The sequence below is a fragment of the Sphingobium sp. MI1205 genome, from assembly GCF_001563285.1.
Classification (GTDB): Bacteria; Pseudomonadota; Alphaproteobacteria; order Sphingomonadales; family Sphingomonadaceae; genus Sphingobium.
In genome coordinates this window covers 416,525-440,878 of sequence record NZ_CP005189.1, presented here as the reverse complement: position 1 = coordinate 440,878, position 24,354 = coordinate 416,525, and the positions used below count along the sequence as shown (strand labels likewise).

The following is a 24,354-nucleotide window of genomic DNA, read 5'->3' as shown; positions in this document are numbered from 1 at the left end:
TGGCAGGAGTTTCCCGAATGCTTCCCGCTCGCACCTACAGCGTGACGATCGACCATGACTGGCAGGCGCTCTACGAGTTGATCTGGCGGCCGGAATTTTTCCCGAAATGGGCGTCCGGCCTCGCGGAATCGGAACTTCGCGAAGAGGATGGATGCTGGCTGGCGAACGGGCCGGAAGGTCCCATTCGCATCCGCTTCACGCCACACAATATATATGGCGTGATGGATCATCATGTGGATCTGGGTAGCGGGGATGAGGTTCATGTTCCGCTTCGTGTCGTCGCCAATGGCAAGGGTGCGGAGGTCATGCTGACGCTATTTCGTCAGCCGGGAATGGATGACGATCGGTTCGCTGCCGACATCAAATGGGTCAATCGCGATCTGCGGGCGTTGAAAATGCTGATCGAGGGCGGCGCCTAGCCGCCCGTTGCCGCTTCGCGCCAGCTTCCCTGCGCAATGCCATCAAGCGTCCATTCGCCAATCTGCCACCGCACCAGCCGCAATGTCGGATGCCCCACCGCCGCGGTCATTCGCCGGACCTGCCGGTTGCGGCCTTCGCGGATCGTCAGTCGCAGCCAGCAGTCCGGCACGCTCTTGCGGAACCGAACCGGCGGATCGCGGGGCCAGAGCGCCGGATCGTCGATCCGTTCGACCAGCGCGGGCAAAGTCGGCCCATCCTTAAGCCGCACGCCGCGCCGCAATGCTTCCAGCGCGGCTTCGTCCGGCTCTCCCTCTACCTGCACCAGATAGGTTTTTGGCGTCTTGAACCGGGGATCGGCGATCCGAGCCTGCAACCGCCCGTCGTCGGTCAGCAACAGCAGTCCCTCGCTGTCCAGATCCAGCCGTCCGGCAGGATAGACGCCGGGCTTGTCGATGAACGCCGCCAGCGTGGGACGCAGCGGTCCCGTGCTTTCGTCGGTGAACTGGCACAGCACGCCATAGGGTTTGTTGAACAGGATGAGCGTCATGGCCTCAATCCTCCTCTTCGAACGCGAGACTGCCCTGATCGATCAGCGCCTTGATCAGCGCGGTTGCCTTATGGCTTGCGCCAAGTGCGGGATCGACCTTCAGGATAGCGGCCGCGCCCAATTGTTCCGCCAGACCTGCCGTTTCTTCCGCGCATTCAAAACAATGGCCATCGACAAACAGCAGGACGCCCGCGCCCTGGCGGATGAAGGAAAAGCGGCTGGCCGGATTGCGCTTCAATGGAATGCCTTGCGCCAGCAGCGACTGGACTTCCTCCTGATCGACCGGGTCTTCCGGCCGCCAGTCCGCCTCGGCATATTTTGGCAGGCTGTTATGCATGCCGAACCAGCGGGCGAAGGCGCCGCGGTCTGACAGGGCCTCCATCACCATCGCGTGCAGCCTGTCGAGGGCGGGGGCCGTGATCTCGCCGGGATTGGCCTGAATCGGCAAGGCCGGATCGGCATAGCGATCCTCTTCCGGTGCGGCGTCCGCCTGATGCTCGCACCAGCTTTCGATCAGCTCGGCACGGGACGGCGCGCGAAATCCGATCGAATAGGTCATGCAGTCATCGCCGACAGCCACCCCGTCATGCGCGAAGCAGGGCGGAACATACAGCATGTCGCCCGGTTCGAGTATCCACTCGTCTGTCGCCTCGAAATCGGGGATCAGGCGCAGATCCTCATGCGGCAACAATGGCGTCGCCGAACTGCATAGCGGCCCCACACGCCAGCGCCGCTTTCCCAGCCCCTGAATCAGGAAGACATCATATTGATCGAAATGCGGGCCGACACCGCCGCCGTTGGTTGCGTAGCTGACCATCACATCGTCAATGCGCCAATTGGGCACGAAGCGGAATGGCTCGACCAGCTCAGCGACGGCTGGCGCATGATGGTCCACCGCCTGAACCAGGAGCGTCCACGGGCTGTTCCCCAGTTCACCGAAGCGCGCTTCAGGCAGGGGGCCGCTTTCCATCTTCAGGGCGTCACCGTCCTTTGTGATGAGGCGGGACTCCACCGCTTCTTCACAGGCGAGCCCAGCCAGCTCGTCCGGCTCCAGCGGATTGCGCCATTCGGCCCATGGGTTTCGGATCAGCAACGGGCGTCGTTGCCAATAGTCTCGCAGGAACAGCTCTATGTCGAAATCGGCCAGATACATGCGTCGCCCATGCGCTCACCGCCTGCCGCTGTCAAAGCAGGCTGAAACCTCACGCACGAAAAACGAGTGAAATGCTATTGCTAATTCGTCGCAATATACTAAGGCCTTTCGGGAATTTGATAAGGGGATTTCAAATGAAATATGAGGGCATGATGAAGATCGGCGTCGCGCTTATGGCGTTGGCGGTGGTTCAGCCAGCATGGGCCGATGAAGCGGCATCCCCCGAAGGCGCGGAAGCCAGCAAGGACGGTATTGTCGTAACCGCGCGCTCGGGCACCAAGACTGAAACACCGCCGATCGAAGTTCCGCAGCCCGTCACCGTGATCAACGACCGGACTTATCTGTCGCAGGGCGCGATCAGCATCAGCGATACCGTCCGTTATGCCGCCGGTGTCACGGCAAATGCCTATGGCCGCGATACGCGCGTCGACAGCTTCGTCATTCGCGGCATCAGCGCGCTGCAGTTCCGCGACGGCATGCGCGATATTTTCAGCTATTACGCCAGCATCACGTCGGACCCCTATAATTTCTCGCAGGTGGAAATCGTGCGCGGTCCGGCTTCCGTGCTCTTTGGCCAGGGTTCGATCGGCGGGCTCGTCAACCTGGTTTCGAAGACCCCGACATTCCAGACCGGCGGCGAGCTTTCGGTGGTCTATGGCAGCTATGACCGCAAGGAAGCGATGGGCGATGTGAACGTCGCGCTGTCCGACACGCTTGCTGTCCGCGCCGTGGGCCGGGTGCGTGAAGCGGACACCTATGTCGATAATGTACCCGATGACCGCGTGTTCTTCTCTCCGTCGATCCGTTGGCAGCCGACGCCGGACACGGACATCACGCTGCTTGGGCTTTACCAGAAGGACAAGAGCGGTTCGACGTCCCAGTTCCTCCCGATCGTCGGCACGTTCCGGCCCAATCCGAACAATAGCGAAGCGCTCGATCCCTTCCTGTTCGTCGGCAAGCCGGGATGGGACCGCTATGACGGCCGCATGCTTCAGGGTGGCGGATCGCTGACGCAGCGTTTTGGCGACAATCTCGAGCTGAACGTGAAGGCTCGGTATATCGACAGCAATCTCAGCTATTTCACGCATTATACTGATAGCTACACCAATCCGACCAATCCTTATCTGGATCCCGCCGGGCGCACGATCGGATTATATAGCGACGGCAGCGAAGCTCGGATGAATGTCTTTTCGACCGACAATAATCTGCTGTTCAAGTTCAACACCGGATCGCAGATCGAGCATAAGTTGTTGGTCGGCGTCGACTATAGCTGGAACAAGGTGCGCAAGGTTGGCGGCTATGGCTATGAGGTGATCGACCTCTACGACATCGATTATGATGCGCTTACCATCCCGCTGCTCGACGATTATTCGACGCGGGAATCGCAAAAGCAACTTGGCATCTATGTGCAGGACCAGATCCGCATGTGGGACCGCGTATCAGTGGTGCTGGGCGCGCGGCGCGATCGTGTCACGACGGCAGGATCACCGGTGAAGGACAATGCGACGACATTCCGCGCAGGGATTATCGGAGAGATCGGCGCGGGCTTCTCGCCATTCTTCAGCTATACTGAAAGCTTCCTGCCGATCGCCATGACGGTTGACGGCGGCGGTCCGGCCAAGCCGCAGCGCGGCACGCAATATGAAGCGGGCGTCAAGTGGCAGCCGGAGCCGAACACGATGCTGACGGTAACCGCTTTCCATATCAAGGAAATCAACCGCATCCTTTATGGAGCGGGCAGTTCGGTTACCCAGTCGGGCGAAATCACCACCAAGGGTATCGAGTTTGAGGCAAGTCACAGGCTGCCCGAAGATTTCGAGCTGCTGGTGAATTATGGCTATAATAAGCTGGTGTCGCACGACACCGACTATTTCGACTATCTGCCCCGCCACAATGCGTCGGTATGGGCGACCAAGACCTTCGGGATGGACGACGGCGCGCAGCTTCGGCTGGGTGCGGGCGTCAACTATATCGGCAAGCGTGAGTCGATCGGCCCGGCCTGGACCATTGTGACGCCCAGCTATACGCTGGTGGACGCGCTGGCTGAGATAAACTGGAACAACTGGCGCTTTGCGATTAACGCGACCAACTTGCTGAACAACCAGTATTTCGCATCCTGCCTGTCTCGCGGCGACTGTTTCGTGGGTGCGCCGCGCAATGTCATGGGAACGGCTACTTTCCGCTTTTGATGAGAAGCGCCACGGCGTCGGAACATAGCCCGGCACCGTGGCGCTTCCGCGCTCCTATAGCCTTGCGCCCGCAGCGCTCAGGCATTCCTTCACGCGGGCGGTCGCGAGGCCAAGCGGATCGGTTTCGCCGAGCAGGGCGAAGCTGCCGTTGAGCGCGAAGGTGCAATGACCGTGGACCGTCGCGACCAGCGAGCGCGCCAGGCGAGGGGCGGCATCCCTATGATCCGTTGGCAGGACCGCCGCGACTTCGCGCACGACGATGTCGGTCAGGCGTGCGCGCCGCTGCGCATAATCCTCCGGCATGGGCACACCCTCTGGCAACCGATGGTCGTAGATCGCCATCCAGATGTTCCGGTTTTCCGACGCGAAGCTGAAATAGCCCTCCACCAGCGCAGCGATCCTGTCCTTCGGATTGCGCGCGAGGCGTTGTTCAAGCCAGGCGGCCCACAGGTCGAAGGTGCGCGTGTTGATCGCGGCGATTAGTCGGTCGTAGCTGATGAACAGATTATAGAGTGTACCGACGGAATAGCCGATGCGTTTGGCGACTTCGCGGGACGAGAATTTGGCGAAGCCGCCTTCGGCCATGTGGCGGTGACCCTCGGCCAGGATCAGGGCCTCCAGTTCTTCGCGGCTATGGTCGGATCGCCTGCCCATCCTTAGGTGATAAAACAGGAATTAAACACTGTCTAATTAATTTATTGAACAGTGTATAATTTTGCGTTATCCGGCGTGTCGCAGAATGCGATGCGGCTGCCGCGTGATCGGGTTAACAACGCATCGGAAATTGCGGCATAAGGCGCGAAGGACGGGGTAATCAAATGTCGGCACCTGATCTGTCTTTGCTGGGAAAGCGCCGCTTCGCGCCCCTGTTCGTGGTTCAGTTCCTGGGCGCGTTCAACGACAATCTGTTGAAGTTCGCGTTGCTGTTCCTCGCCAATTTCGGGCTGTATCGCGCAGAACCTGACAAGGCGGAAATATTGGCGACCATCGCCACTGGCCTGTTCATCCTGCCCTATTTCCTGTTTTCCGCGCTTGCCGGGCAACTGGCCGACGCGTGGGACAAGGCAAAGCTGGTGCGGGGCGTCAAGGCGGCTGAAGTCGTCATCATGGGGCTGGCGGTTACGGGCTTCTGGATGGAATCTGTGCCCCTGCTGCTGTCGTGCCTGTTTCTGATGGGGCTGCATTCGACCATCTTCGGCCCGGTCAAATTCTCAATCCTGCCGCAGCATTTGAAGCCCCAGGAAATCATGGGCGGCACTGGCCTGATCGAGGCGGGGACGTTCCTTGCGATCCTGAGCGGTCAATTGCTGGCCGGGGTGATCGCACCCCTGCAAGCCGGGCTGGTCGCAGTCACACTTGCGATTGTCGGCTTCCTTGCCAGCCTGGCGGTGCCGTCCGCACCCACGGTGGTGCCGGGCCTGCGGATCGAGCGCAACATATTCAAGAGCACCTGGCAGATATTGCGGGCGGCACGGCACGGACGCGGCGTGTGGCTGTCGATCCTGGGGATCAGCTGGTTCTTCGCCGTGGGCGCGGTCCTGCTGGCGGAGTTCGCCCCGCTGGTGAGCGGTGTGCTAAAGGCGCGCCAGGAGGTGGCGACACTGTTCCTGCTGATCTTTTCGGTCAGCGTCGCGCTGGGGTCGATGCTGGTGAACCGGTTGCTCGGTGGGCAGGTGTCGGCCCGGTTTGTGCCGGTGGCGGCGCTGGCGCTGGCGGGCTTCATGATCGACCTGTGGCTTTCAACGAGCGGTTATCTGGTGTTGCACCAGGCCGCCGGGATCACCGAATTCGTCCGGTCGGCCGGCAGTTGGCGGATCATGGCCGATCTGGCCGGCATCGCCTTTGCCGGTGGCATGTTCATCGTGCCGCTCTACGCCATACTCCAGACGCACAGCCCGCGAGAGGAGCGGTCGCGCACCATCGCGGCGAACAACATCGTCAATGCGGCGGTCACTGTCGCTGTGGTTTCGGCCGTGACGGCGATGCTGGCGCGCGGCGAAAGCGTGCCGGGCATTATCGGCGTCATGGGATTTGCGACGCTGGTCGTGGCGCTCATCAGTTGCTGGCTGTTGCCGGAAACGGTGATCAAGTCAGTTGTGCGCGGGCTGCTGCGGCTCTGCTACCGGGTGGAGGTGCAGGGCGCTGAAAACATGCCCGGCATCGGCCAACCGGCGGTCGTGGTGGTGAACCATGTGTCCTTCCTCGACGGGCTGCTGCTGGCCGCCTTCCTGCCGGGCAAGCCCACCTTCGCCGTGCATACGCGGATCGCGAGAGCATGGTGGCTGAAACCCTTCCTGCCGCTGTTCGACGCCTTTCCGGTCGATCCCACCAATCCGCTGTCAGCCAAGGCGATGGTCAAGGCGGTGCGTGAAGGGCGGACTTTGGTGATTTTCCCGGAAGGGCGCATCACCGTCACCGGCGCGCTGATGAAGATATTCGACGGTCCCGGCATGGTCGCGGACAAGGCGGACGCGCCGATCATTCCGGTGCGGATCGACGGGGCGCAGTTCACGCCTTTCTCGCGCCTGAAGGGCAAGGTGCGGCTTCGGCGCTTCCCCCGTATTCAGCTGACCGTTCTGCCGCCCCGGCGCTTCACGATAGAGGGCGAGATGACGGCACGGGCGCGGCGGGCGATCGCCGGGCGGCGGCTTTATGATGAAATGAGCCAGATGATGTTCGCGACGTCTGACACGGACAGGACATTGTTCGAGGCGCTGCTGGAGGCGCAGCATGTCCATGGCCGCGGCGCGCTCGTCGTGGAGGATGTGAAGCGCGAACCGCTGAGCTACGGCCGGTTGGTGACGGGCGCACTGGTGCTGGAACGGGCGCTGCGTCCCGCGACGCGGGAGGGTGAAGCGGTCGGATTGCTGCTGCCCAATGTTTCGACGGTGGCGGTGGCCTTCTTCGCTTTGCAGGCGGGCGGGCGCGTGCCCGCGATGCTGAATTTCACCGCTGGCCTGGCCAATCTGAAAGCGGCCTGCACGGCGGCGCAGATCCGCACGATCGTCGCTGCGCGCGCTTTTGTCGAGCAAGGCAAATTGGGCGATGTGGTGGCCGGGCTGGAGGCGGAAGGCGTCCGCTTCCTCTGGCTGGAGGATGTGGCTGCCGGGATCGGGACCGGGGCGAAGCTGCGCGGCCTGATCGCCAGCCGCTTCGTTGGGCGCGCGCATAAGTGGTTGAAGATTTCACCCGACGATGCAGCGGTCATTCTTTTCACCAGCGGGTCGGAAGGGCTGCCCAAAGGCGTGGTGCTGACCCATCGCAATCTGCTGTCCAACTGCCGCCAGCTTGCCGCGCGGATCGACTTCAATTCTTCCGATGTCGTGCTGAACGCGTTGCCGGTGTTCCACAGCTTTGGGCTGACCGGGGGCACGTTGCTGCCGATCTTCCACGGCGTGCGGACGCTGCTCTATCCCAGCCCGCTGCATTATCGGATTGTGCCTGCGCTGGCCTATGACGCCAATGCGACGATCCTGTTCGGCACCGATACCTTCCTGTCGGGCTATGCGCGCATGGCGCATGGCTATGACTTTTATTCGCTGCGCTACATTTTCGCGGGCGCGGAGCGGGTGCGGGACGAAACGCGAAAGGTGTACGCGGAAAAATTCGGGCTGCGAATATTGGAAGGCTATGGCGCGACGGAGGCGGGGCCGGTGATCGCCGTCAACACGCCGATGCACTACCGCGCCGGATCAGTCGGGCGATTGCTGCCGGGGATCGAAGCGCGGCTGGACGACGTGCCGGGCATCGGCGAGGGCGGGCGGCTGTCGATCCGGGGGCCGAACATCATGGCGGGCTATATGAAGGCGGACGCGCCGGGACTGCTGCAACCGCCAGAGGGCGGGTGGCACGATACCGGCGACATCGTGACCATCGACGATCAGGGCTTTGTGACGATCCGTGGCCGGGCCAAGCGTTTCGCCAAGATCGGTGGCGAGATGATCTCGCTTCCCGCCGTGGAGGGCTATGCTTCGGCGCTGTGGCCGGATGCCGATCATGCCGTGGTGACGCGGCCCGACCCGCGCAAGGGCGAGCAATTGGTGCTGTTCACGACCGCCCGCGACGCGAAGGCGGCGGCGCTCCAGGCCTGGGGGAAGGCGAACGGGGTGGCGGAACTCGCCATTCCGCGCGACATTCGCGTGCTGGACGCGTTGCCGCTACTTGGCACGGGCAAGACTGACTATGCGTCGATGACGCAATTGGCCGGCTGATCACCGACCTGCGGGGTCAGACCGGCAAGGCGGTTGTATATTTGGTCATCGACAGGGCGAAATGGGACGCGGCGTTGGCGACATCGGCTTGCCCCAGCAGCGTGTGCATCAGGAACAGATTATAGTCGGCGACATCAGCGACGACGATGCGGAGCAGATAGTCCCACTCGCCCGACATGGAAAAGCATTCGACGATTTCGGGACGGCTGTTCACAAACTCCTCAAAGGCCTGTCGCGCGTCACGAGCATGACTGCGCATGCGAATGTTGCACAGCACGTTCACGCCACGGTCGATCTTCTCCGGGTTGACGAGGCGCACGGAGCCGGTGAGGATCCCGGCGGCCTCAAGCGCCTTGATGCGGCGCCAGCAGGAGGCGGTGGACGCGCCTACCCTGTCAGCAAGCTCCGCATGACTAAGGGTTGCATCGCTTTGGAGCGCTGACAGGATTTTGCGGTCAATCTCATCGATCTGATTGGTGGATTTCATATTTTGTCCAATCACGATTACATCATGCCGAATAATCCGGGATTTCGCTGCATATTGAAACCCCTTTTCGCGGAGATCATGCGATAAGTTCATCATGTCGCAACCAGCCCCACAACGTCCGGCAGGAGCCGCTGAGGACTGGACGATCCCGCAGGATTGGGCAGCCTATACGGCGCAGGATCATGCGATGTGGGACCGGCTGTTCGCGCGTCAGGCAGCGATGCTGCCGAGTAGGGCGGTCAAGGAGTTCATGGACGGCCTTGGCGTCCTTCATATGACCAAGCCGGGGATTCCCGATTTCGACGAATTGTCCGAGCGGCTGATGAAGCTGACCGGCTGGCAGGTTGTGGCGGTGCCGGGGCTGGTGCCCGACCGCCTGTTCTTCGAGCATCTCGCCAATCGCCGCTTCGTGGCGGGGCGCTTTATACGGACCCCCGAACAACTGGATTATCTTCAGGAGCCGGATGTATTCCACGATGTATTCGGCCATGTCCCGCTGCTCGCCCATCCGGTGTTCGCTGATTATATGCAGGCTTATGGCGAGGGCGGCCTTCGCGCCGACAGTCTTGGCGCCATCGATCGTCTGGCCCGGCTTTATTGGTACACGGTTGAATTCGGGCTGATCCGGCAGGGCGAAGATCTCAAACTCTATGGCGCGGGAATCCTGTCATCCTACGGGGAATCGATATTCGCGCTGGACGATCCGTCGCCCAATCGCATCGGCTTCAACCTCAAGCGGTTGATGCGCACCGATTATCGCATCGACGACTATCAGCAGAGCTATTTCGTGATCGACAGTTTCGATGATCTGCTGCGGCAGACGGTCGAGATGGATTTCGCGCCGCTCTACGCGGAATTGCAGCAGGAAAGCGATGTAGGGACGGCAGATGTCCTTCCGCAGGACATAATCTTCAACCGGGGCACACAGGCATATGCCCGACGCAGGAAAGGAGCATGCCTCGCATGACCGCCAATCCGCTTGGCCTGAACGGCTTTGAATTCGTCGAATTTACGTCGCCCGATCCAGACGGGATGGCCGAACAGTTCGGGCGGCTGGGCTTTGTGCCGACGCATCGCCATCCGGTGAAGAACATCACCCGGTACAAGCAAGGCCGTATCAACCTGATGCTGAACCGCGACGACGCAGGGCGGGTCGCCGCCTTTCGCGGGGAGCATGGGCCATCGGCCAGCGCCATGGCCTTTCGCGTCGCCGATCCCGTTGCAGCGATGAAATGGGCGGTCGATCATGGCGCTAAACCAACCGAAGAGGATGACACGGTCATCCAGGGCATTGGCGGTTCCTATCTTTACTTCGTTCAGGACGGTGCGGACCTGTATGCCGACTGGGCGGAATTTCCCGGTTGGCGCGAGGCGGAGGCGGCGAACAGTGTCGGGCTGGACCTGCTCGACCACCTCACCCATAATGTGCGGCGCGGGCATATGCGGGTGTGGAGCCAATTCTACCGCACGCTCTTCAATTTCGAGGAGCAGAAATATTTCGATATCAAGGGGCAGGCGACCGGCCTGTTCAGCCAGGCGATGATCGCGCCCGACCGGGCAATCCGCATCCCGCTCAATGAAAGCCAGGATGACAATAGCCAGATAGAGGAGTTCATCCGCCAATATCATGGCGAAGGTATCCAGCATCTGGCCCTGACCACGGGCGATATTTACGACACGGTTGAAAAGCTGCGCGCGCGGGGCGTTCGGTTGCAGGATACGATCGACACCTATTATGAACTGGTCGACAAGCGCGTGCCCGGCCATGGCGAGGATCTGGAGCGGCTTAAGAAGAACCGCATCCTGATCGACGGCGATGCGGAGAAAGAGGGCATATTGCTCCAGATTTTTACCGAGAATATGTTCGGCCCGATCTTTTTCGAAATCATCCAGCGCAAGGGCAATGAAGGTTTCGGCAATGGCAATTTCCAGGCATTGTTCGAAAGTATCGAACTGGATCAGATCAGGCGCGGCGTCATCTCCGTGGATGAGCGAGGCTGATGTCGATGCCGCCGATCAGCCCGTCTGCTGTGCGCGCGTGAAAACCGCCAGTTGATCGGCGAAGGCACGCTGATAAGCAGGCCGGGCTTCGCCGCGCGCGATATAGGCGACGAGGTTCGGGTAACGCTCCAGCAGCCCTGATCCTGTGAGCCTGCGCAGCACGGTGACCATCAGCAAGTCACCGGCGCTGAACGCGCCATCCAGCCAGTCACTGTCCCCCAGATGATCGGAAAGCTCGCTCAACCGGTGATCGACCCGCTCATCAAGCATCGGCATCCGCGCTTCATACCAGCTTTTGTCGCGCTCCAGATATTTGGGGATTTCGCGCTCGACGATGGGCTGCTCAACGGTGTTGAGCGCGGCGAACATCCAACTGATCGCTCGCGCGCGTGCGTCAGCATCTTGGGGCAGCAACCCGCCATGCCGCTCTGCGACGTGGAATATGATGGCCCCGGATTCGAACAGGATGAGATCGCCCTCCTGATAAGCCGGGATCTGGCCGAAAGGGTGTAGCGTCCGATAGGCAGGTTGTTTGAGCGCGTCGAAAGACAGCAGCCGTACTTCGTATGGTTGGCCTGCTTCCTCAAGCGCCCAGCGGACCCGCATGTCACGCGCCATACCACGACCGCGGTCGGGCGACTGTTCGAAGGCGGTGATCGTGATGGTCATTGTTTCCGGCTCCGGACTGGTTGAACGCGAGCCTAATCCGACGGCCAGTCAATGTCGAACGACAGTCCGGTATAATGTCCAGAAGGCCAGCGCCGGTAACATCGCGGCGGGACCGGCGCTGGCGCCTGCTTTACAGTCCGCTGTTGTAGCGCGACATTTCCTCGCGATAGCGCGCCGTCATTCGGTCCTGATCCGGGGGAGGCAGTTCTTCCTTCAGGTGCAGGAAACGATCATTTTCCTCTTCATAGACGTGATGGGCGACAGCTCCGCGAATATGTTCCAGCTTCTCACGCCAATCCTGGCTGAGAGGATCAAGCGTTTCGAGCAGTGCCAACTGCACCTTGGCCGCCTGCTGCTCTTCATAGGCCATGGCCATATGCGTTTTGTGGCCGCTGGACAGTTGGGGGTAGATCACCGCTTCCTCGGCGCTCGAATGCCCGGTCAGCAGGGCGGCGAGTTTCCGCTGCGCCTGCGTGCGGCTCTGCGCATCGGTGGCGGCCTGCGCCTGTGCGAAGGCTGCTTCGATCTGCTCATGATGGTGCAGGATCTGGTCCAGCCAGTCTCCAGGCGCCGCCGCCGCGCGGGCTCTTTGCCGGGCCTTTATACGGTCCTGTTCGCTTTCGGGCGGTGTGACGGCTGCAACGATCCTGTCGAGTACGGACATGACATGCTCCTTTGCTGATCTGGTTGGCCCATGCCGGTGGACATGGGCCAGGCAAGTCAGCAATCGCCGCAAGGACATGAGGGTTCCCGGTGCGGCTTTTAAAGCGAACGGCCACTAACCCAGATTGCAAAACAACCCGCGCGAATGCCACGAATCGCCAATGGCCACCGCAGTGAGGAACAAATGATTACGGCACCGCTTCTTACCATGTGAGATGGAATTGAGGTGGCTTATCGATGTTGTCCTTCATCCCCTTAAATCTGTTCGACCCGGGCTGCTGGTGATCGGTGCTGGCTGGATATGTCGCGCCCTCTCACTGGAAAAAGGAGACCATGGCAATGACCGCAGGAAGAGGATGGACATTGGCAGGCGCCTGCATGCTTGCGCTTACGGCATGCACGACGGCTACCCCCTACCAGCCGTTGAACCAAGGGCGGACGGCGAGCGGCGGCTATTATGACGAGCAGGTGGAAGCCAACCGTTTCAAGGTGACTTTCGCCGGAAACAGCATGACCTCGCGCGACACCGTCGAACGCTATCTGCTGTATCGCGCGGCTGAACTGACCCGCCAGCGTGGTTATGACTGGTTCGTGATGGCCGACCGTGGAACGGAGCGGAAAAGCCGGACCTATGTGGACCGCCCCTTTGGTCCTGGCCTGTACGGCTATTGGGGTCCGTCGTGGCGCTATTATGGGCGCGGCTTTGGCTGGCGTAGCTGGGATCCCTTCTGGGGCGATCCGTTCTGGGACAGCAATATCGATGTGCGCACCGTCGATCGATATGAGGCGTCGGCCGAAATCGTCATGGGACGCGGTCCCAAGCCTGCCAATGATGTCCGCGCGTTCGATGCGGCGGATGTCCTTGCAAATCTGGGACCGAACATAGCGCGTCCGACCTAGGGCATTTTGGCAACAGCGTGTGGGAAGGGTCGGGAGCGAACCCGGATTATGGCTGGGTGATCAGGCGTCTACCGCCGGGTGATTGAGCAGTTGCCCGGTTTCACGCTGCATGGGGTATGCGCGACGCGTCAGGAAAGCGCCCGCAAGGCGGCCTGGCAGTTCAACGCGCCGCTGTGGTTCACCGATCATGAGTCGCTGACGCGACACCCCGATATCGATAACCCGATCTCTATCTGAATGGGTGGATGGGCAGCGTGGTCGGCGGTGGTTCGGGTGACAGGATAAGGTCGAGCGCTTCAATCGCGATGTTGTCCGAACAGATAGCGACGATCCCGCTATCGACGATCCATTGCATCACGATGCTGTCGTTCAGTAGCTGCCGTTGGTGACGACCACGCTCGCCCCCAGCGTCGTGGAGGGCAGCGGGATGAAGCCTCCGTAGCGCATCATGGGCGACCCGCTCATATCATAGCGCACCTGCACCTTGAACTGCCCGGTCCCGTCCGCCTGCGCCTGGATGTCCGGCGTGCCGCCAGACGACAGCAGCGCGCCATAGCCATCGATCACCGCCTGCGCCCGCGCGCGGGCAAGGGTCGTCCGCTCCGTCGCCGACAGACCAGCCATCGCGGCGCGCGCGCCTTCGGCTGCGGCATGGCGGACGCCCAGCAGCGCCGAAAACCAGAAGGAATAGATGATGATCGCGAAAACGAGCATCAGCAGCGCTGGAGCGATCAGGGCGAACTCCAGCGCCGCCATGCCCCGATCGCAGGCAAGGACCCGGCGGGTGCCAGCCCCTGGTTGAAGGGCAGGCATCCGATCAGCGGGAAACGCTGTTGAACAACGCGGTGAACGCACTGCTCAGGCCATTGGTGAATGTCCCCGCCAGGGCGGTGATCCCCGCCACGATCACGCCGCCCAGCACGGCATATTCCACGGCGGTCAGCCCTTGCTCATCACGCGCCAGACGCTTGATGAATTTACGCGCTGCATCAATAATCATCTTCAGTCTCCTCATCCCTCCGGTCGAAATGGGCGGCGCGCGGAGGGTGTTCGCGCCGCCTGTCTCCTAAATCAGCACAGGCACGCCGCAGCGCGCGCCCGTCACCCACACAGTCGCGTGGCCAAGCTGGATGCCGAGCGCGGCGAGCAGATTGTCGAGCAGCGGATCGACCGCCGTGCCCGCAAGGCCCCCGAGCGGAGCCACAATCCCGCCGAGCAATTGCGAACGCACCGCGCTGGCGTCGCATAGCGGCCAGACGCAAAGGTTCAGCGCCTTCACCTGAAGCCCGTCCGATGCCGTCAGGCTGCCGATCAGCGAGGACAGCAGCGGCCCGGTCTGCGATCCGTTGCCGATGCTGGCGGGACTGCCCGGCGTTCCCGGCCTGCCGATCGTGCCCTGCCCACCCGGCCCGAAGATCAGCGTTCCGCTATTCCCAGTCACCGGCTGCGCGACCGCGCGGGCGTCTGCGGTGACGAGGTTCAGGACGTTCAGGATACGGGCGGGCGCGATGTCATTCGCGGACAACGGCGGCATCGGGCGGCTCATGGCATTGGCGGGAGCCTGGCCGATATAGGCGTTCACAAGCCCGGAACTCGCCAGCACGCTGACCCGGCTGTCGCGGGCCTGTTCCGCCGTGCTGGCGCACTCTATGGCGGTGATGTCTGCGCGCGCGGCTGCGATGTCGATCAGGACCGGCACGGAATCGACGCTAACGCCCAGGATGGAAAGGTTCAGCCCCAGATTAAGCTGCAAGCGCAACGCCGATGTGCTGGCGCTCGTCTCGCCCGCCGGTCCAAAGGAAAAGCGCGGCCTGTCCACGGGGCCGGTGGCGACCGCCGCGATCCTGACCGTGCTGCCCGCCGCAACCCGGCTGACGGCGTCGGACAGGTCGATGGCGCCATTGCCCGCCTGCACGGCAAATGTGAAAAGCTGATAGGCGTTCAGCCCCGCGCGCAGGCCGGGCTGCTCGTCCGCCTCGCTGACCGGCATGTTCTTCCACACGCCCAGCCCGAACAGACCCTGCAACGGCACGGAATAGCCGTTGCTCACCAGCCCTGCGACAAGGGTGAGCGTTGTCGCGGTGGCCGGTTGGTCAGCCGCGCTCGCCGCCGCGAGCAGCAAGTCGCGCAATCCCACGCTGCGGTTGGTCAGGTCATCATAGGTGCCGCTTTCCCCGACCCGGCTCGCCAGCGCGTCGAAGAAGCGGCCCGCATCGACATGGCCGTCCATCAGCGTCTGGATGTCGCCGCTATTCAGCCGCAACTGAATGCCGAGCAGCGCGCCGAGCAGGTCGTTCACGCTCGTAACCAGCGAATTGGTGACAGTCAGCACGCCTGAACTGACGCCCACCCCCGCCTCATCAATACGTGCCGCCGTCGCCGTGGCGGCAAGGTCGGGAATGGGGCTGGCCGCGCCCAGCACGCGGGTCAGGAACTGGCGGCTGGGCTTGCCCGTGCGGAGGCGCACGGCGTTCACCACGCCGTTGCCGGGACAACGGGCAAGGCTGGGGTCGAAGCGCTGCTGGCTCGTCAGCCGCGCGTCGGGGCAATAGCGTCCCAGTTCGACCGATTGCAGAATGGCCGGGTCATATCCGTTACGGCCAAGGCTTTGCTGCGCGCGCGCCGTTGCCTGCGCCGGATACATGGCAGCCGCCAGCGCGGCCGCTTCGGTTGCCGCCCGGAGGTCGCGGTTCGATGTATAATACAGCCCTGCGTCCAGCGCCAAACCCGTCGCTCCGACCAGCGAAGCGCCCAGCACGGCGATCATCGGCGCGACCACGCCCTGCCTGTCGCGCCAGAGGGAAGAAAGGCGCCTGTGCGTCATTGCCCCGCCACACCGTCCTGATCCGATGGCCGGGGCGGCCGCTGCCCGATGGATTGCAGATAGCGGGTGCGGACAATCGCCGCCTCTTCCGCGCTCAGGCCAGTGCTGCCCGGCTCACGCGGCGGCGAGCGGAGCTGCGCTTCAACAACGTGGCGGGCCTCATCCTGCATTGGCGGCACGGGGGTGGAGGCGAGGAGGAAAAGGCAAAGCATCAGCGTTCCTTCCTGATGGACAGGCGGGTGGCTTCGGCGACGATCTGGCGGCGGATCATGTCGCGCTCGCGCCCATCGCGAATGTGATTCAGCAGGGCTTGGGCCTGTATTTCCCGGCCGTCAGCCATGAGCGCGAGGATCAGATTGTTGCGAACGACCGGTGCTGCGGGCGCCAGGTCCAGAGCGCCGCGCAGGCTTTCGATGGCATCGTCGGCAAAACCCGCGCGCATCTGCGCATAGCCCAGCGCGTTGCGCAGCATCGGATCGGCGGGGCTTGCCGCCACCGCCTGCCGATAAAAGCCGATGGCTTCCGGCCAGCGTTCACGCGCGGCCAGTAGGTGCCCGCGCACCGCGCCGCCACCGCCATCGGGCAGCGCCGCCGCAGCCGCTTCCGCCCCGTCCAGATCGCCAAGGTCGAGCAGCGCGTTCACCCGCAGCACGCGCGCATCGACGTCGCCCGGATAGCGGCGGTCAAAATCGTCGAGATAGGCGATGGCGGCGCGCGGGCGGCCATCGGCCCGCGCCTGATGGATCAGTTGCAGGTACAGGCCGCGCGTCGATCCCGGCATATCGGCGGCGGGGGCGGCGGCCAGCATCAGGGGGATAAGCCAGATCATTGCGCGCTCGCCCGCAGCGTGTCGAGGATCGCGACCACCGGCGGCCCGCCCAGCACGATGAACAGCGCGGGCATGAAGAACAGGATCATCAACACGACCATCCGCACCGTGATGCCGCCCATTGCCTCGCGTGCGCGGGCTACCCGCCGCTGGGTAAATTCGCGCGCAAATTCACGCAACGCCGGGGCCAGCTCGATGCCCTGGAACATCGCCTGACTGAACAGCGCGGCCAGTTCCTTCGCACCGTTTACCGCCACCCGCGCCGCCCAGCGGTCGAGCGCCAGTTCATAACGCATGCCCCGATCGAGATCGGTGACCAGCAGGCCGATCAACGCACCATGATGCGGCACGGCAATCTGCTCGTCGCGGGCGATGGAGCGGAAACATTGATCCAGCGACACGCCGCTTTCCAGCATCATCAGCATCAGGTCGATCAGGAACGGAAATTCCGCCGTGATCCTGCGCGCCCGCGCCGAAGCCATCATCGTCAACACCTGCCGCGCGCCGACAAAGACCAGGCCCGCAGCGATCAACACCAGCAACGGACGCGCCAGCCATTCACCCCAGACAAGGCGGCTGACCAGCATCATGGTCAGTGCCGCCGCGCCTGTAGCGCCAAGCCGCAGCCACAGGAAATGATTGACCGCCCGCGCATCCTGATAGCCTGCCAGTTGCAGCTGCCGTTCAAGCGTGGACCGATCGCGCCCTTCCGCACCCAGCAGCCGGGGCAGGCGGATCGCCGCCTTGCCCGAACCGGCCGTGGCGGGCGCCAGTCGTCCAAGCCGCGCTTCCAGCCGCCGGTCGGTCACCAGCATGCGCGCGCCCGCCACGGCAATGCCGACGCCAAGCAGGGCCATGATCAGGCAGGACAGAAAAATGACCGGGGGCATCAAAAAGCCAACCGCATGACGCGGCGCATGACCAGCATGCCGACCGCCTGCAAAACGACCGCGATGATCGCCATCTGGTGCCCCCGCGCATCCGACAGGAAGAAATCAACGTAAGTCGGATTGGACGCCATCAGCAGCGCCATCGCCACCAGCGGCATGGCGATCAGCACGCGGGAACTGACCTTGGCCTCCGATGTCGCGGCCTTCAGTTCGCGCGCGATGCGCACCCGTTCCCGCAGGATCGCCGACAGGTTCGACAGGACCGCACTGACCGAACCGCCATAGCGGATATTGGTGCGTATCGCCGCTGCCAGCATCGACATTTCGGGAACGCGCAGCCGGTCGGCAAGCTGCTGCATCGCCTCGCTGACCGGAGCGCCCAGTTCAAGGCGGCGGGCGGCCGGAGCCAGATAGCTGCGCACGATGCCGGGCGCTTCGGGCAGGGATCGTTCCAGCGCCTGCGACAGCGAACTGCCGACCGCCTGCATCTGGCGCACCGCGTCGATATAGAAGGGCAGCGCCTCCACCAGCGCATCGACCCGCCGCTGCGCACGCCGCCTGATCCACCAGAACAGGGCCAGCGGGGGCAATGGCAGCAGTATGATCGTCATCACCGGCCCGCCGAGCAGCAGCAGGAACAGCATGTATAGCGCCATCGCCCCGGCGAAGATGCCGATCGCGCGGGTGGTGATTTCAACCTGCGCGCGGGCGAGCAGCGGCGCGGCGAGGCCGGGCGCGGACAGGCGCTTGCTATGTTGGACCAAAGGCGCGCTGCCGGGCGCGAGTGCCGCCAGCCGGCGGTTGAGCCGTGCCCGCTCGCGCGCCCGCAGCACCAGCACAGGCGTCGCCGCCGCGATCATCGTCAACAACGCGAGCAGCAGGAACGCCACGCCCTTCAGCATGATGCCCGCCCTATGACGCCCGGCACATAATCGCGCAGGCGCGCCGCGAAATGGGGGCGGGGGGAAAGGGTGCGGAATTCGCCCAGGCCCGACATGGCGGGCTGCTCCTGAAAGCTGAAAAGCTCGTTGAAGGAATAGGCTTCCCCTTCGATCCCCGTAACCTCGGTGACGCCGACGATGCGGCGGCTGCCGTTGGACAGGCGCTGGATATGCACCACCAGATGCACGCTGCTGGCGATGAAGCGGCGGATGGCGCGGATGTCATTCTGCAACCCCGCAAAGCCGAGCAGCATTTCCAGCCGGGCAAAGGCGTCGCGCGGCGAATTGCCGTGCAGCGTCGCCATCGAACCGTCATGGCCGGTGGACATGGCCTGCAACATCTCCACCACCTCCACCCCGCGCACCTCGCCCAGGATGATGCGGTCGGGCCGCATCCGCAGCGCATTGCGCACCAGTTCGCGCGCGCTGATCTCGCGGCTGCCATCGACATTGGGCGGCCGGGTTTCCAGCCGCACGACATGATCCTGCCGCAACTGCAATTCGGCGGCATCCTCTATGGTAATCAGCCTTTCCCGGTCGCTGATGAAATGGGACAGCATGTTGAGCAACGTCGATTTGCCCGCGCCCGTGCCGCCGCAGATCAGGATGTTGAGGCGCGACCGCACGGCGGCGGCGAGGTAGGCGGCCATATCGACGCTCATCACCTGCCGGTTGATGAAATCCTCGATCTTGAGCGCCTGCATACGGAACTTGCGGATCGACAGCATCGGGCCGTCCAGCGCAACCGGCGGGATGACGATGTTGACCCGCGATCCGTCCGCCAGCCTTGCGTCCACATAGGGGCTGGCCTCATCGACGCGACGCCCGATCGGCCCGACGATGCGCTGGATGATGTTCATGAGGTGGGCGTCGTCGCGAAAACGCCGGTCTGCCTTTTCGAGCAGCCCGCCGCGCTCGACATAGATGGTGCCGGGTCCGTTGACGATGATGTCATCCACGCCGGGGTCGCGCAGCAACGGCGCGAGCGGGCCAAGCCCCGCGACCTCATCTTCCACATCTTCGATCAGCAACAGACGTTCCGCCGCATTGAGCGCCAGCTGGCCTCGCCTGCTGCGGCTGGCGATCACCTGCTCGATCTCCTCGCGCAGCGCCCGCGCACCCAGTTTTTCCGCCGTGCTGCCGCGCGCTTCCAGTTGTTCGATCACCTGGGCGCAAGTCTGGGCCTTCACCGCCTGATAACTGTCGCTCATCCGCTGCGTGGCGGGCTGGGCAATCGGTGCTGCGCGCGTGGGGGCACGGGACGGGCTGTCCTCGAAAAGCAGGCTCATGCCGTCCGCTCCAATGGCCGCTGGAGCAGTCGGCGCAGGCGATCGAGGCTGGTTGCGGATGGCCGCGCCTCCACATCGCAGGCTTGCTTGATCGCGCGCATATAACGGTCCGCGCCTCCCTCCATGGCTAGCGGTCGGCCCGAATTGAGCGCGTTGCGCACCCGTACCTGATCGACTGGAAGAGGCAGGACGCTACCGGCCTGAAGCACATCGCCCATGCGACGGCTGTCGAGCAATATGGCGGGCTGGTGATCCCACACCAGCAGGCGCGTCTTGGTCAGCACCGTTTCATCGCTACCCATCCGCTCCAGCAGGCGGCGGCACGCCTCCATCTCGCGGATCGACTGGGCGCAGAGCAGTTCGATACGGTCGGCCAGCCCCGCCAATGTCCGCAGCAGCCCGCTATGCCGCAGGCTTCCTGCGCACAGCACCACATCGCCGCAACAGGCGCGGAGCAGGCGGATCAGCGCGGCGATGTCGGCAGGCGCAATTCCCGCAGGCTCGGTCCCCGAACCACCGTCCAGCGTCAGCAGCATCAGCCCGCTCGGCTCATGCCGCGCCAGCGTGTTGGCCAGCAGGCTCGCGTCCAGCCGCTCTATATCGGCAATGGCCGACGCCAGCCCATATGTCACCGGCAGGTCCAGATAGGCTTCGGCGGCGCTGGTCGGCATGGTGCAGTCGATCAGCAGCGTCGATGAACCCGCCCGTGCGCGCGTTACCGCCATGTCGGTGGCCGCCATCGCCGCGCTTTCCGGGTCCGCGCCCAGCACCAGCGTCAGGCGGCCTCCACGGCCATGGTCGGCGACGGACTGGTTGAGCAGCCGGCCCAATATCGCCGCGATCTCCGCTTCCCCTGCGGCGCGCGCGATGACATCGGCAGCGCCGGAGCGGATGGCATGCAGTATCTGGTCCGCGCCTGTCTCGTCGGTGACAAGGACTATCGGCCGCCCGCCTGCGTTCTCCCCCACGGTGCCCAGCGCGGCGGCGAGCGACCTTTCAGGCGGGATCGCCTCGCGGTCCATGACGATCACGCATGGCCCGTCCAGCATGTCCGGCGCGATCGACTGGACCAGTTCGACGGTTGCGCGGCCCTGCATGGCGTCGCCGATGCGCTGGGCCAGGCTGCGGTCGATGGACAAAAGGATGATGCGGTTCATGTCAGGGCCTCACCACGCCAAAGGGAACGACCGGGTCCTTGGTGTCGAGCAGCGATCCGGGGAGCGCGGGCAGGTCCTTCGGCTGGACCGGCCCGACGAGGCGCGGCGTGGCGACGATCACCAGTTCCTGCCTTTCCTTCTGCGTCTGCTGCCGCCGGAAAAACGCGCCGATCACGGGGATGTCGCCCAGGATCGGAGTCTTGTCGCGCGTGGTCGACTGGCTCGAATAGCTGAGGCCAGCGATGACGAAGCTCTGCCCGCTGCCCAGCTCCACCGTGGTCTCGGCGGAACGGCGGCGCAGCCCCGGCACGACATAGCCCTGCAACTGCACGCCGCTGCCATAGTCCAGTTCGCTGACTTCCGGCGCGATCTTCAGCACGATCTGGTCGGGCGACAGCACATAGGGCGTCACCGACAGGCGGACGCCGAATTCCTTATACTGGATCGAAATGGCGTTGCCGGTCCCCGACGCCTGCGGCACCGGCACGGGTATTTCCCCGCCCGCCAGGAAACTGGCCTGCTCCCCGGAACGCACCAGCAGCGTGGGCTGCGCCAGCAGTTCTGACAGGCCGTTGGACGACAGGGCGCTCAGCACCGCGTTGATCCCCCGATTGGGCGCGGACAGGAACAGGTTGAAGGCGTTCTGGATCGGCACGCTCGCATCGATGGATGATGCGCCCGATCCGAAACTGGCGCTGTTGAGGCTGCTGGGCGAAATGACAGCGCCCTGGATGTCGCCGCTCAGTTTGGAAAAGTTGAAGCCCAGCGCCTTGAGCGTGGAGGCGGAGACGGCGGCGAATTGCACATCGACGGCTACCACCTGTTCGCCAGCGATGATGCGGGGACCGGTCATCGTGCGGGCATCGCCGCCCACCGCATCGGTCACACTCAAAAGTGTCTCGGACATCAGCGCGCCGTCACGGCCAAAGACGCTGACGGCCGCCTCCCCCGCGCCGATGCCAGTGACGCGCAGCGAGTGGGGGGTCGGGGCCGCGACGGCGATCACATGGTCGCGATCCACCTCGATCCGGCCGATGGGACGGGGATAGGTGAGCGTGCGCGTCTGCCGGATCGACAGCGGCTTCTGGTCCTGCGCCAGAGCCGATGGGGAAGTGGCCGCCGCGATCAACGCCACGGCGATGACAAGGGGTCTCAACGCGTGCCGCTCCCGGAATAGAGGGTTTCGCGCCTGTCGCCGACGACCAGCTCGATTGGCTGACGGGCAGGTGCGGACACCCGCGCCTGCACTGAACGTGGCGCGGCCCGGGGGGGCTGTGCCGACGCGTTGGACGCGGGATCGGGACCGCGCGAGGCGGCGGTCGCCACCGCAACCTGTGCGCTGTCCACCGGGTTGCGAAGTGAAAGCGTGAGCGCGCCGGTGCTCTTGGCCAGCGACAGGATGGAAACCTGTTCCGGGCTGAGCGCCAGTGTCACCGTCCGTGCGGGCGGCGGCGGCGCGGACAACTGGCCCTCGCTGTTTGATGCCGGTTGCGTCCCCAGCACCGCGTCGCCGACGGCCAGCACCTGCACCAGTTGCAACAATGTCTGGGCGCGGCTGCGGCCCGATCCCCGTGCCCCGCTGATCGCGTCGGCGCCCGGATAGACGACCTGCACATCGACGCGGTCACCGGGCCGGACCAGCCCGGCGACGGCAATCTCCGCCGTCGTGTCGATGCTGATTGCCCGCATGCCGACAGGCACCCGGATTGCGAGCTTTTCCTCCCCGCCAACGGCCTCGCGCGGGATCAGCGCGCCAGCGGAGATGGTTCGGGTCGCGACCTTGCCGATCAGTTCAGCAGGGGTCGCTACCGATGGGTTGCGTGCGGGATCGGCGGCGGCGTTGCGGATCATCGCGGCGGTGATCGTTTCACCGGTCTGGATCGGGCGCGCGGCGGCGGCCAGTATGACCGCCTGCGCCTGCGGCTTCATCGCCTCCGACGATGCGGGCGGCACGGCGGCGGCGGACGAGCGTTCCATCTCGCGCAGGCCAAGCAGCAGGAACAACAGGGCGGCCAGCGTCCCTCCCACCATCATGATCCTGGCTTTCCACCCCAATTGCATCATTCCCCCTGGTCTTGCGTCCACGCAAAGCCGCCCCACCTCCGAGGCGGATGAGACCCGTTCGGCCGAAATTCCTATATGTTCCGGGCGGATGAGGGGATCGAAGATGAAACCGAAATGACGGGATCGGTCGGCAAATATTGCCGACTATTAACCTGTTGGCCGTGGCTTTGCGCGCAAGTCCATCCGCAACGGCTTTTCCTGCGCGCCGCCGATCAGGTCGGAATGTTCAAAATGGTGCGAAATCTTTGCGCAGGGCCTTCAATTTGCTCCAGTCAGTGGGCCAGCAGCAACGGAATATGAACGTCACGCAGCATGGAACGGGTGACGCCGCCAAATACCAGTTCACGCAGGCGACTGTGGCCAAAAGCGCCCATCACCATCCAATCCGGCTTTATCACGCCGATGGCCGCCTTCAGCGTCGCTTCCACCGTACGCCCGTCCTGCGGCCAGCTGTGAAATTCCGTCTTGATGCCATGGCGGGCCAGATATTCCGGCGCGCCGGTCGCGGGGAAGGGGAATTTCCCGGCTTCCTCGACTGTTACCACATGCACCTCTTCCGCCTGTTTCAGCAGCGGGACCGACAGGCGCAGCGCCGTCGATGCTTCCTGCGACCCGTCCCACGCGACCAACGCCCGGCCCATAACCATCATTCCGCGCGCGCCCTGCGGCACGGCCAGCACCGGGGTGCGGCCTCCCAGCGCCAGGTCGGCGGCGATATGCAGCGGATCGTCCATTTCCCGGCGCGGGCCGGCGGGCAGGGTCACGACCATGAAGTCGCACAGCGCCGAAGCGGACAGCAGCCCGTTGACGACGTCGCCGTCCACTTGCCGCCAGTCCCAACTGACGTCCTCGCGCTGCAATCGCTGCTCCATCCGCGTCCGCATCCGCGCATCTATCTCGTGTAGTTCGGCCATCAGCGTGGGCGCCATCGACATTCCGCCATAGATGTCGCCCGTCATCAGGTTCGGCATGGCCGTCACCTGGACGCAATGGATGTGGGCAGGCGCCGAACGCGCAATATCGCAGGCGGCCTGCAACCGGCTTTCCATGCCGCTGTCGTCGTGGATGTGGAGCAGAATGGATGTCATCGCACGTCTCCATGACCTGTTGCTTGCCTATC

At 63.8% G+C, this 24,354-nt stretch carries 26 protein-coding genes; 7 read left to right on the top strand and 19 right to left on the bottom strand.

Going from position 1 to position 24,354, the window contains the following annotated elements:
• Positions 1–17: 17 nt before the first annotated feature.
• On the top strand, positions 18–419 hold the full coding sequence (locus K663_RS18555) for a hypothetical protein (protein ID WP_062121536.1): 402 nt from the start codon (positions 18–20) through the stop codon (positions 417–419).
• On the opposite strand, the gene K663_RS18550 is transcribed toward K663_RS18555, so the two are convergent.
• The gene (locus tag K663_RS18550) at positions 416–967 is read right to left on the bottom strand and encodes an rRNA large subunit pseudouridine synthase E (RefSeq protein ID WP_062121535.1); all 552 of its coding nucleotides are present in this window, start codon (positions 965–967) and stop codon (positions 416–418) included. The genes K663_RS18555 and K663_RS18550 overlap by 4 nt on opposite strands.
• 4 nt (positions 968–971) lie before the next feature.
• Positions 972–2,120 (bottom strand): cupin domain-containing protein, encoded by a 1,149-nt coding sequence (locus K663_RS18545; RefSeq protein WP_062121534.1) that lies wholly within the window; start codon positions 2,118–2,120, stop codon positions 972–974.
• 134 nt (positions 2,121–2,254) lie between these two features.
• Between K663_RS18545 and K663_RS18540 the strand changes: the two genes are divergently transcribed.
• Positions 2,255–4,309, top strand: a complete 2,055-nt coding sequence (locus K663_RS18540) for a TonB-dependent siderophore receptor (protein ID WP_443019011.1) — start codon at positions 2,255–2,257, stop codon at positions 4,307–4,309.
• Positions 4,310–4,363: 54 nt separating this feature from the next.
• Here the strand turns inward: K663_RS18540 and K663_RS18535 are convergent, their stop codons facing one another.
• A complete protein-coding gene (locus K663_RS18535) occupies positions 4,364–4,963 on the bottom strand; it encodes a TetR/AcrR family transcriptional regulator (protein ID WP_062121533.1) in 600 nt (199 codons plus the stop codon).
• A 164-nt stretch (positions 4,964–5,127) separates the two neighbouring features.
• Between K663_RS18535 and K663_RS18530 the strand changes: the two genes are divergently transcribed.
• Entirely contained in the window at positions 5,128–8,520 is a 3,393-nt protein-coding gene (locus tag K663_RS18530) for an acyl-[ACP]--phospholipid O-acyltransferase (protein ID WP_235589586.1), read from the top strand.
• A 16-nt stretch (positions 8,521–8,536) separates the two neighbouring features.
• Here K663_RS18530 and K663_RS18525 read toward each other — a convergent pair whose 3' ends face one another.
• Positions 8,537–9,007: an Lrp/AsnC family transcriptional regulator gene (locus K663_RS18525; RefSeq protein WP_062121663.1), complete on the bottom strand. Its 471-nt coding sequence runs from the start codon at positions 9,005–9,007 to the stop codon at positions 8,537–8,539.
• 94 nt (positions 9,008–9,101) lie between these two features.
• On the opposite strand from K663_RS18525, the gene phhA reads away from it, so the two are divergent.
• Positions 9,102–9,974, top strand: a complete 873-nt coding sequence (gene phhA, locus K663_RS18520; protein WP_062121532.1) for a phenylalanine 4-monooxygenase — start codon at positions 9,102–9,104, stop codon at positions 9,972–9,974.
• Entirely contained in the window at positions 9,971–11,008 is a 1,038-nt protein-coding gene (hppD, locus tag K663_RS18515; protein ID WP_145902371.1) for a 4-hydroxyphenylpyruvate dioxygenase, read from the top strand. The genes phhA and hppD overlap by 4 nt, the downstream gene beginning before the upstream one ends.
• 15 nt (positions 11,009–11,023) lie before the next feature.
• On the opposite strand, the gene K663_RS18510 is transcribed toward hppD, so the two are convergent.
• Positions 11,024–11,677, bottom strand: a complete 654-nt coding sequence (locus tag K663_RS18510) for a glutathione S-transferase family protein (protein ID WP_062121530.1) — start codon at positions 11,675–11,677, stop codon at positions 11,024–11,026.
• 130 nt (positions 11,678–11,807) lie between these two features.
• Positions 11,808–12,341: a hemerythrin domain-containing protein gene (locus K663_RS18505; RefSeq protein WP_062121529.1), complete on the bottom strand. Its 534-nt coding sequence runs from the start codon at positions 12,339–12,341 to the stop codon at positions 11,808–11,810.
• 338 nt (positions 12,342–12,679) lie between these two features.
• Between K663_RS18505 and K663_RS18500 the strand changes: the two genes are divergently transcribed.
• Positions 12,680–13,240, top strand: a complete 561-nt coding sequence (locus K663_RS18500) for a CC0125/CC1285 family lipoprotein (RefSeq protein ID WP_062121662.1) — start codon at positions 12,680–12,682, stop codon at positions 13,238–13,240.
• Between the two features lie 78 nt (positions 13,241–13,318).
• Entirely contained in the window at positions 13,319–13,477 is a 159-nt protein-coding gene (locus K663_RS24435; protein ID WP_158511229.1) for a hypothetical protein, read from the top strand.
• Here the strand turns inward: K663_RS24435 and K663_RS25105 are convergent.
• The 13 genes from K663_RS25105 to K663_RS18440 form a co-directional block, all read right to left on the bottom strand.
• Positions 13,470–13,598 (bottom strand): hypothetical protein, encoded by a 129-nt coding sequence (locus tag K663_RS25105; RefSeq protein ID WP_256382209.1) that lies wholly within the window; start codon positions 13,596–13,598, stop codon positions 13,470–13,472. The two genes, K663_RS24435 and K663_RS25105, sit on opposite strands and share 8 nt — an antisense overlap.
• 11 nt (positions 13,599–13,609) lie before the next feature.
• Complete coding sequence (locus K663_RS18495) at positions 13,610–13,996, bottom strand: TadE family protein (protein ID WP_235589584.1); 387 nt, start codon at positions 13,994–13,996, stop codon at positions 13,610–13,612.
• A gap of 61 nt (positions 13,997–14,057) precedes the next feature.
• A complete protein-coding gene (locus tag K663_RS18490; RefSeq protein WP_062121527.1) occupies positions 14,058–14,240 on the bottom strand; it encodes a Flp family type IVb pilin in 183 nt (60 codons plus the stop codon).
• Positions 14,241–14,306: 66 nt separating this feature from the next.
• Positions 14,307–16,064, bottom strand: a complete 1,758-nt coding sequence (locus K663_RS18485) for a TadG family pilus assembly protein (protein ID WP_062121526.1) — start codon at positions 16,062–16,064, stop codon at positions 14,307–14,309.
• On the bottom strand, positions 16,061–16,276 hold the full coding sequence (locus K663_RS18480) for a hypothetical protein (RefSeq protein ID WP_062121525.1): 216 nt from the start codon (positions 16,274–16,276) through the stop codon (positions 16,061–16,063). Before K663_RS18480 ends, K663_RS18485 begins: the two co-directional genes overlap by 4 nt.
• Positions 16,276–16,893: a tetratricopeptide repeat protein gene (locus K663_RS18475; protein ID WP_062121524.1), complete on the bottom strand. Its 618-nt coding sequence runs from the start codon at positions 16,891–16,893 to the stop codon at positions 16,276–16,278. The genes K663_RS18480 and K663_RS18475 overlap by 1 nt, the downstream gene beginning before the upstream one ends.
• Complete coding sequence (locus K663_RS18470; RefSeq protein ID WP_062121523.1) at positions 16,890–17,783, bottom strand: type II secretion system F family protein; 894 nt, start codon at positions 17,781–17,783, stop codon at positions 16,890–16,892. The genes K663_RS18475 and K663_RS18470 overlap by 4 nt, the downstream gene beginning before the upstream one ends.
• Positions 17,783–18,685 carry a type II secretion system F family protein gene (locus K663_RS18465; protein ID WP_062121522.1) on the bottom strand — a complete coding sequence of 301 codons (903 nt, stop codon included), beginning with the start codon at positions 18,683–18,685 and terminating at the stop codon, positions 17,783–17,785. The genes K663_RS18470 and K663_RS18465 overlap by 1 nt, the downstream gene beginning before the upstream one ends.
• The gene (locus tag K663_RS18460; RefSeq protein ID WP_062121521.1) at positions 18,679–20,013 is read right to left on the bottom strand and encodes a CpaF family protein; all 1,335 of its coding nucleotides are present in this window, start codon (positions 20,011–20,013) and stop codon (positions 18,679–18,681) included. Before K663_RS18460 ends, K663_RS18465 begins: the two co-directional genes overlap by 7 nt.
• Positions 20,010–21,170 (bottom strand): AAA family ATPase, encoded by a 1,161-nt coding sequence (locus K663_RS18455; RefSeq protein ID WP_062121520.1) that lies wholly within the window; start codon positions 21,168–21,170, stop codon positions 20,010–20,012. Before K663_RS18455 ends, K663_RS18460 begins: the two co-directional genes overlap by 4 nt.
• A 1-nt stretch (position 21,171) precedes the next feature.
• Positions 21,172–22,305: a pilus assembly protein N-terminal domain-containing protein gene (locus K663_RS18450; protein WP_062121519.1), complete on the bottom strand. Its 1,134-nt coding sequence runs from the start codon at positions 22,303–22,305 to the stop codon at positions 21,172–21,174.
• Positions 22,306–22,322: 17 nt separating this feature from the next.
• Positions 22,323–23,204, bottom strand: a complete 882-nt coding sequence (gene cpaB / locus K663_RS18445; RefSeq protein WP_335339099.1) for a Flp pilus assembly protein CpaB — start codon at positions 23,202–23,204, stop codon at positions 22,323–22,325.
• Positions 23,205–23,506: 302 nt separating this feature from the next.
• The gene (locus tag K663_RS18440) at positions 23,507–24,322 is read right to left on the bottom strand and encodes a universal stress protein (RefSeq protein ID WP_062121518.1); all 816 of its coding nucleotides are present in this window, start codon (positions 24,320–24,322) and stop codon (positions 23,507–23,509) included.
• Between the last annotated feature and the right edge of the window lie 32 nt (positions 24,323–24,354).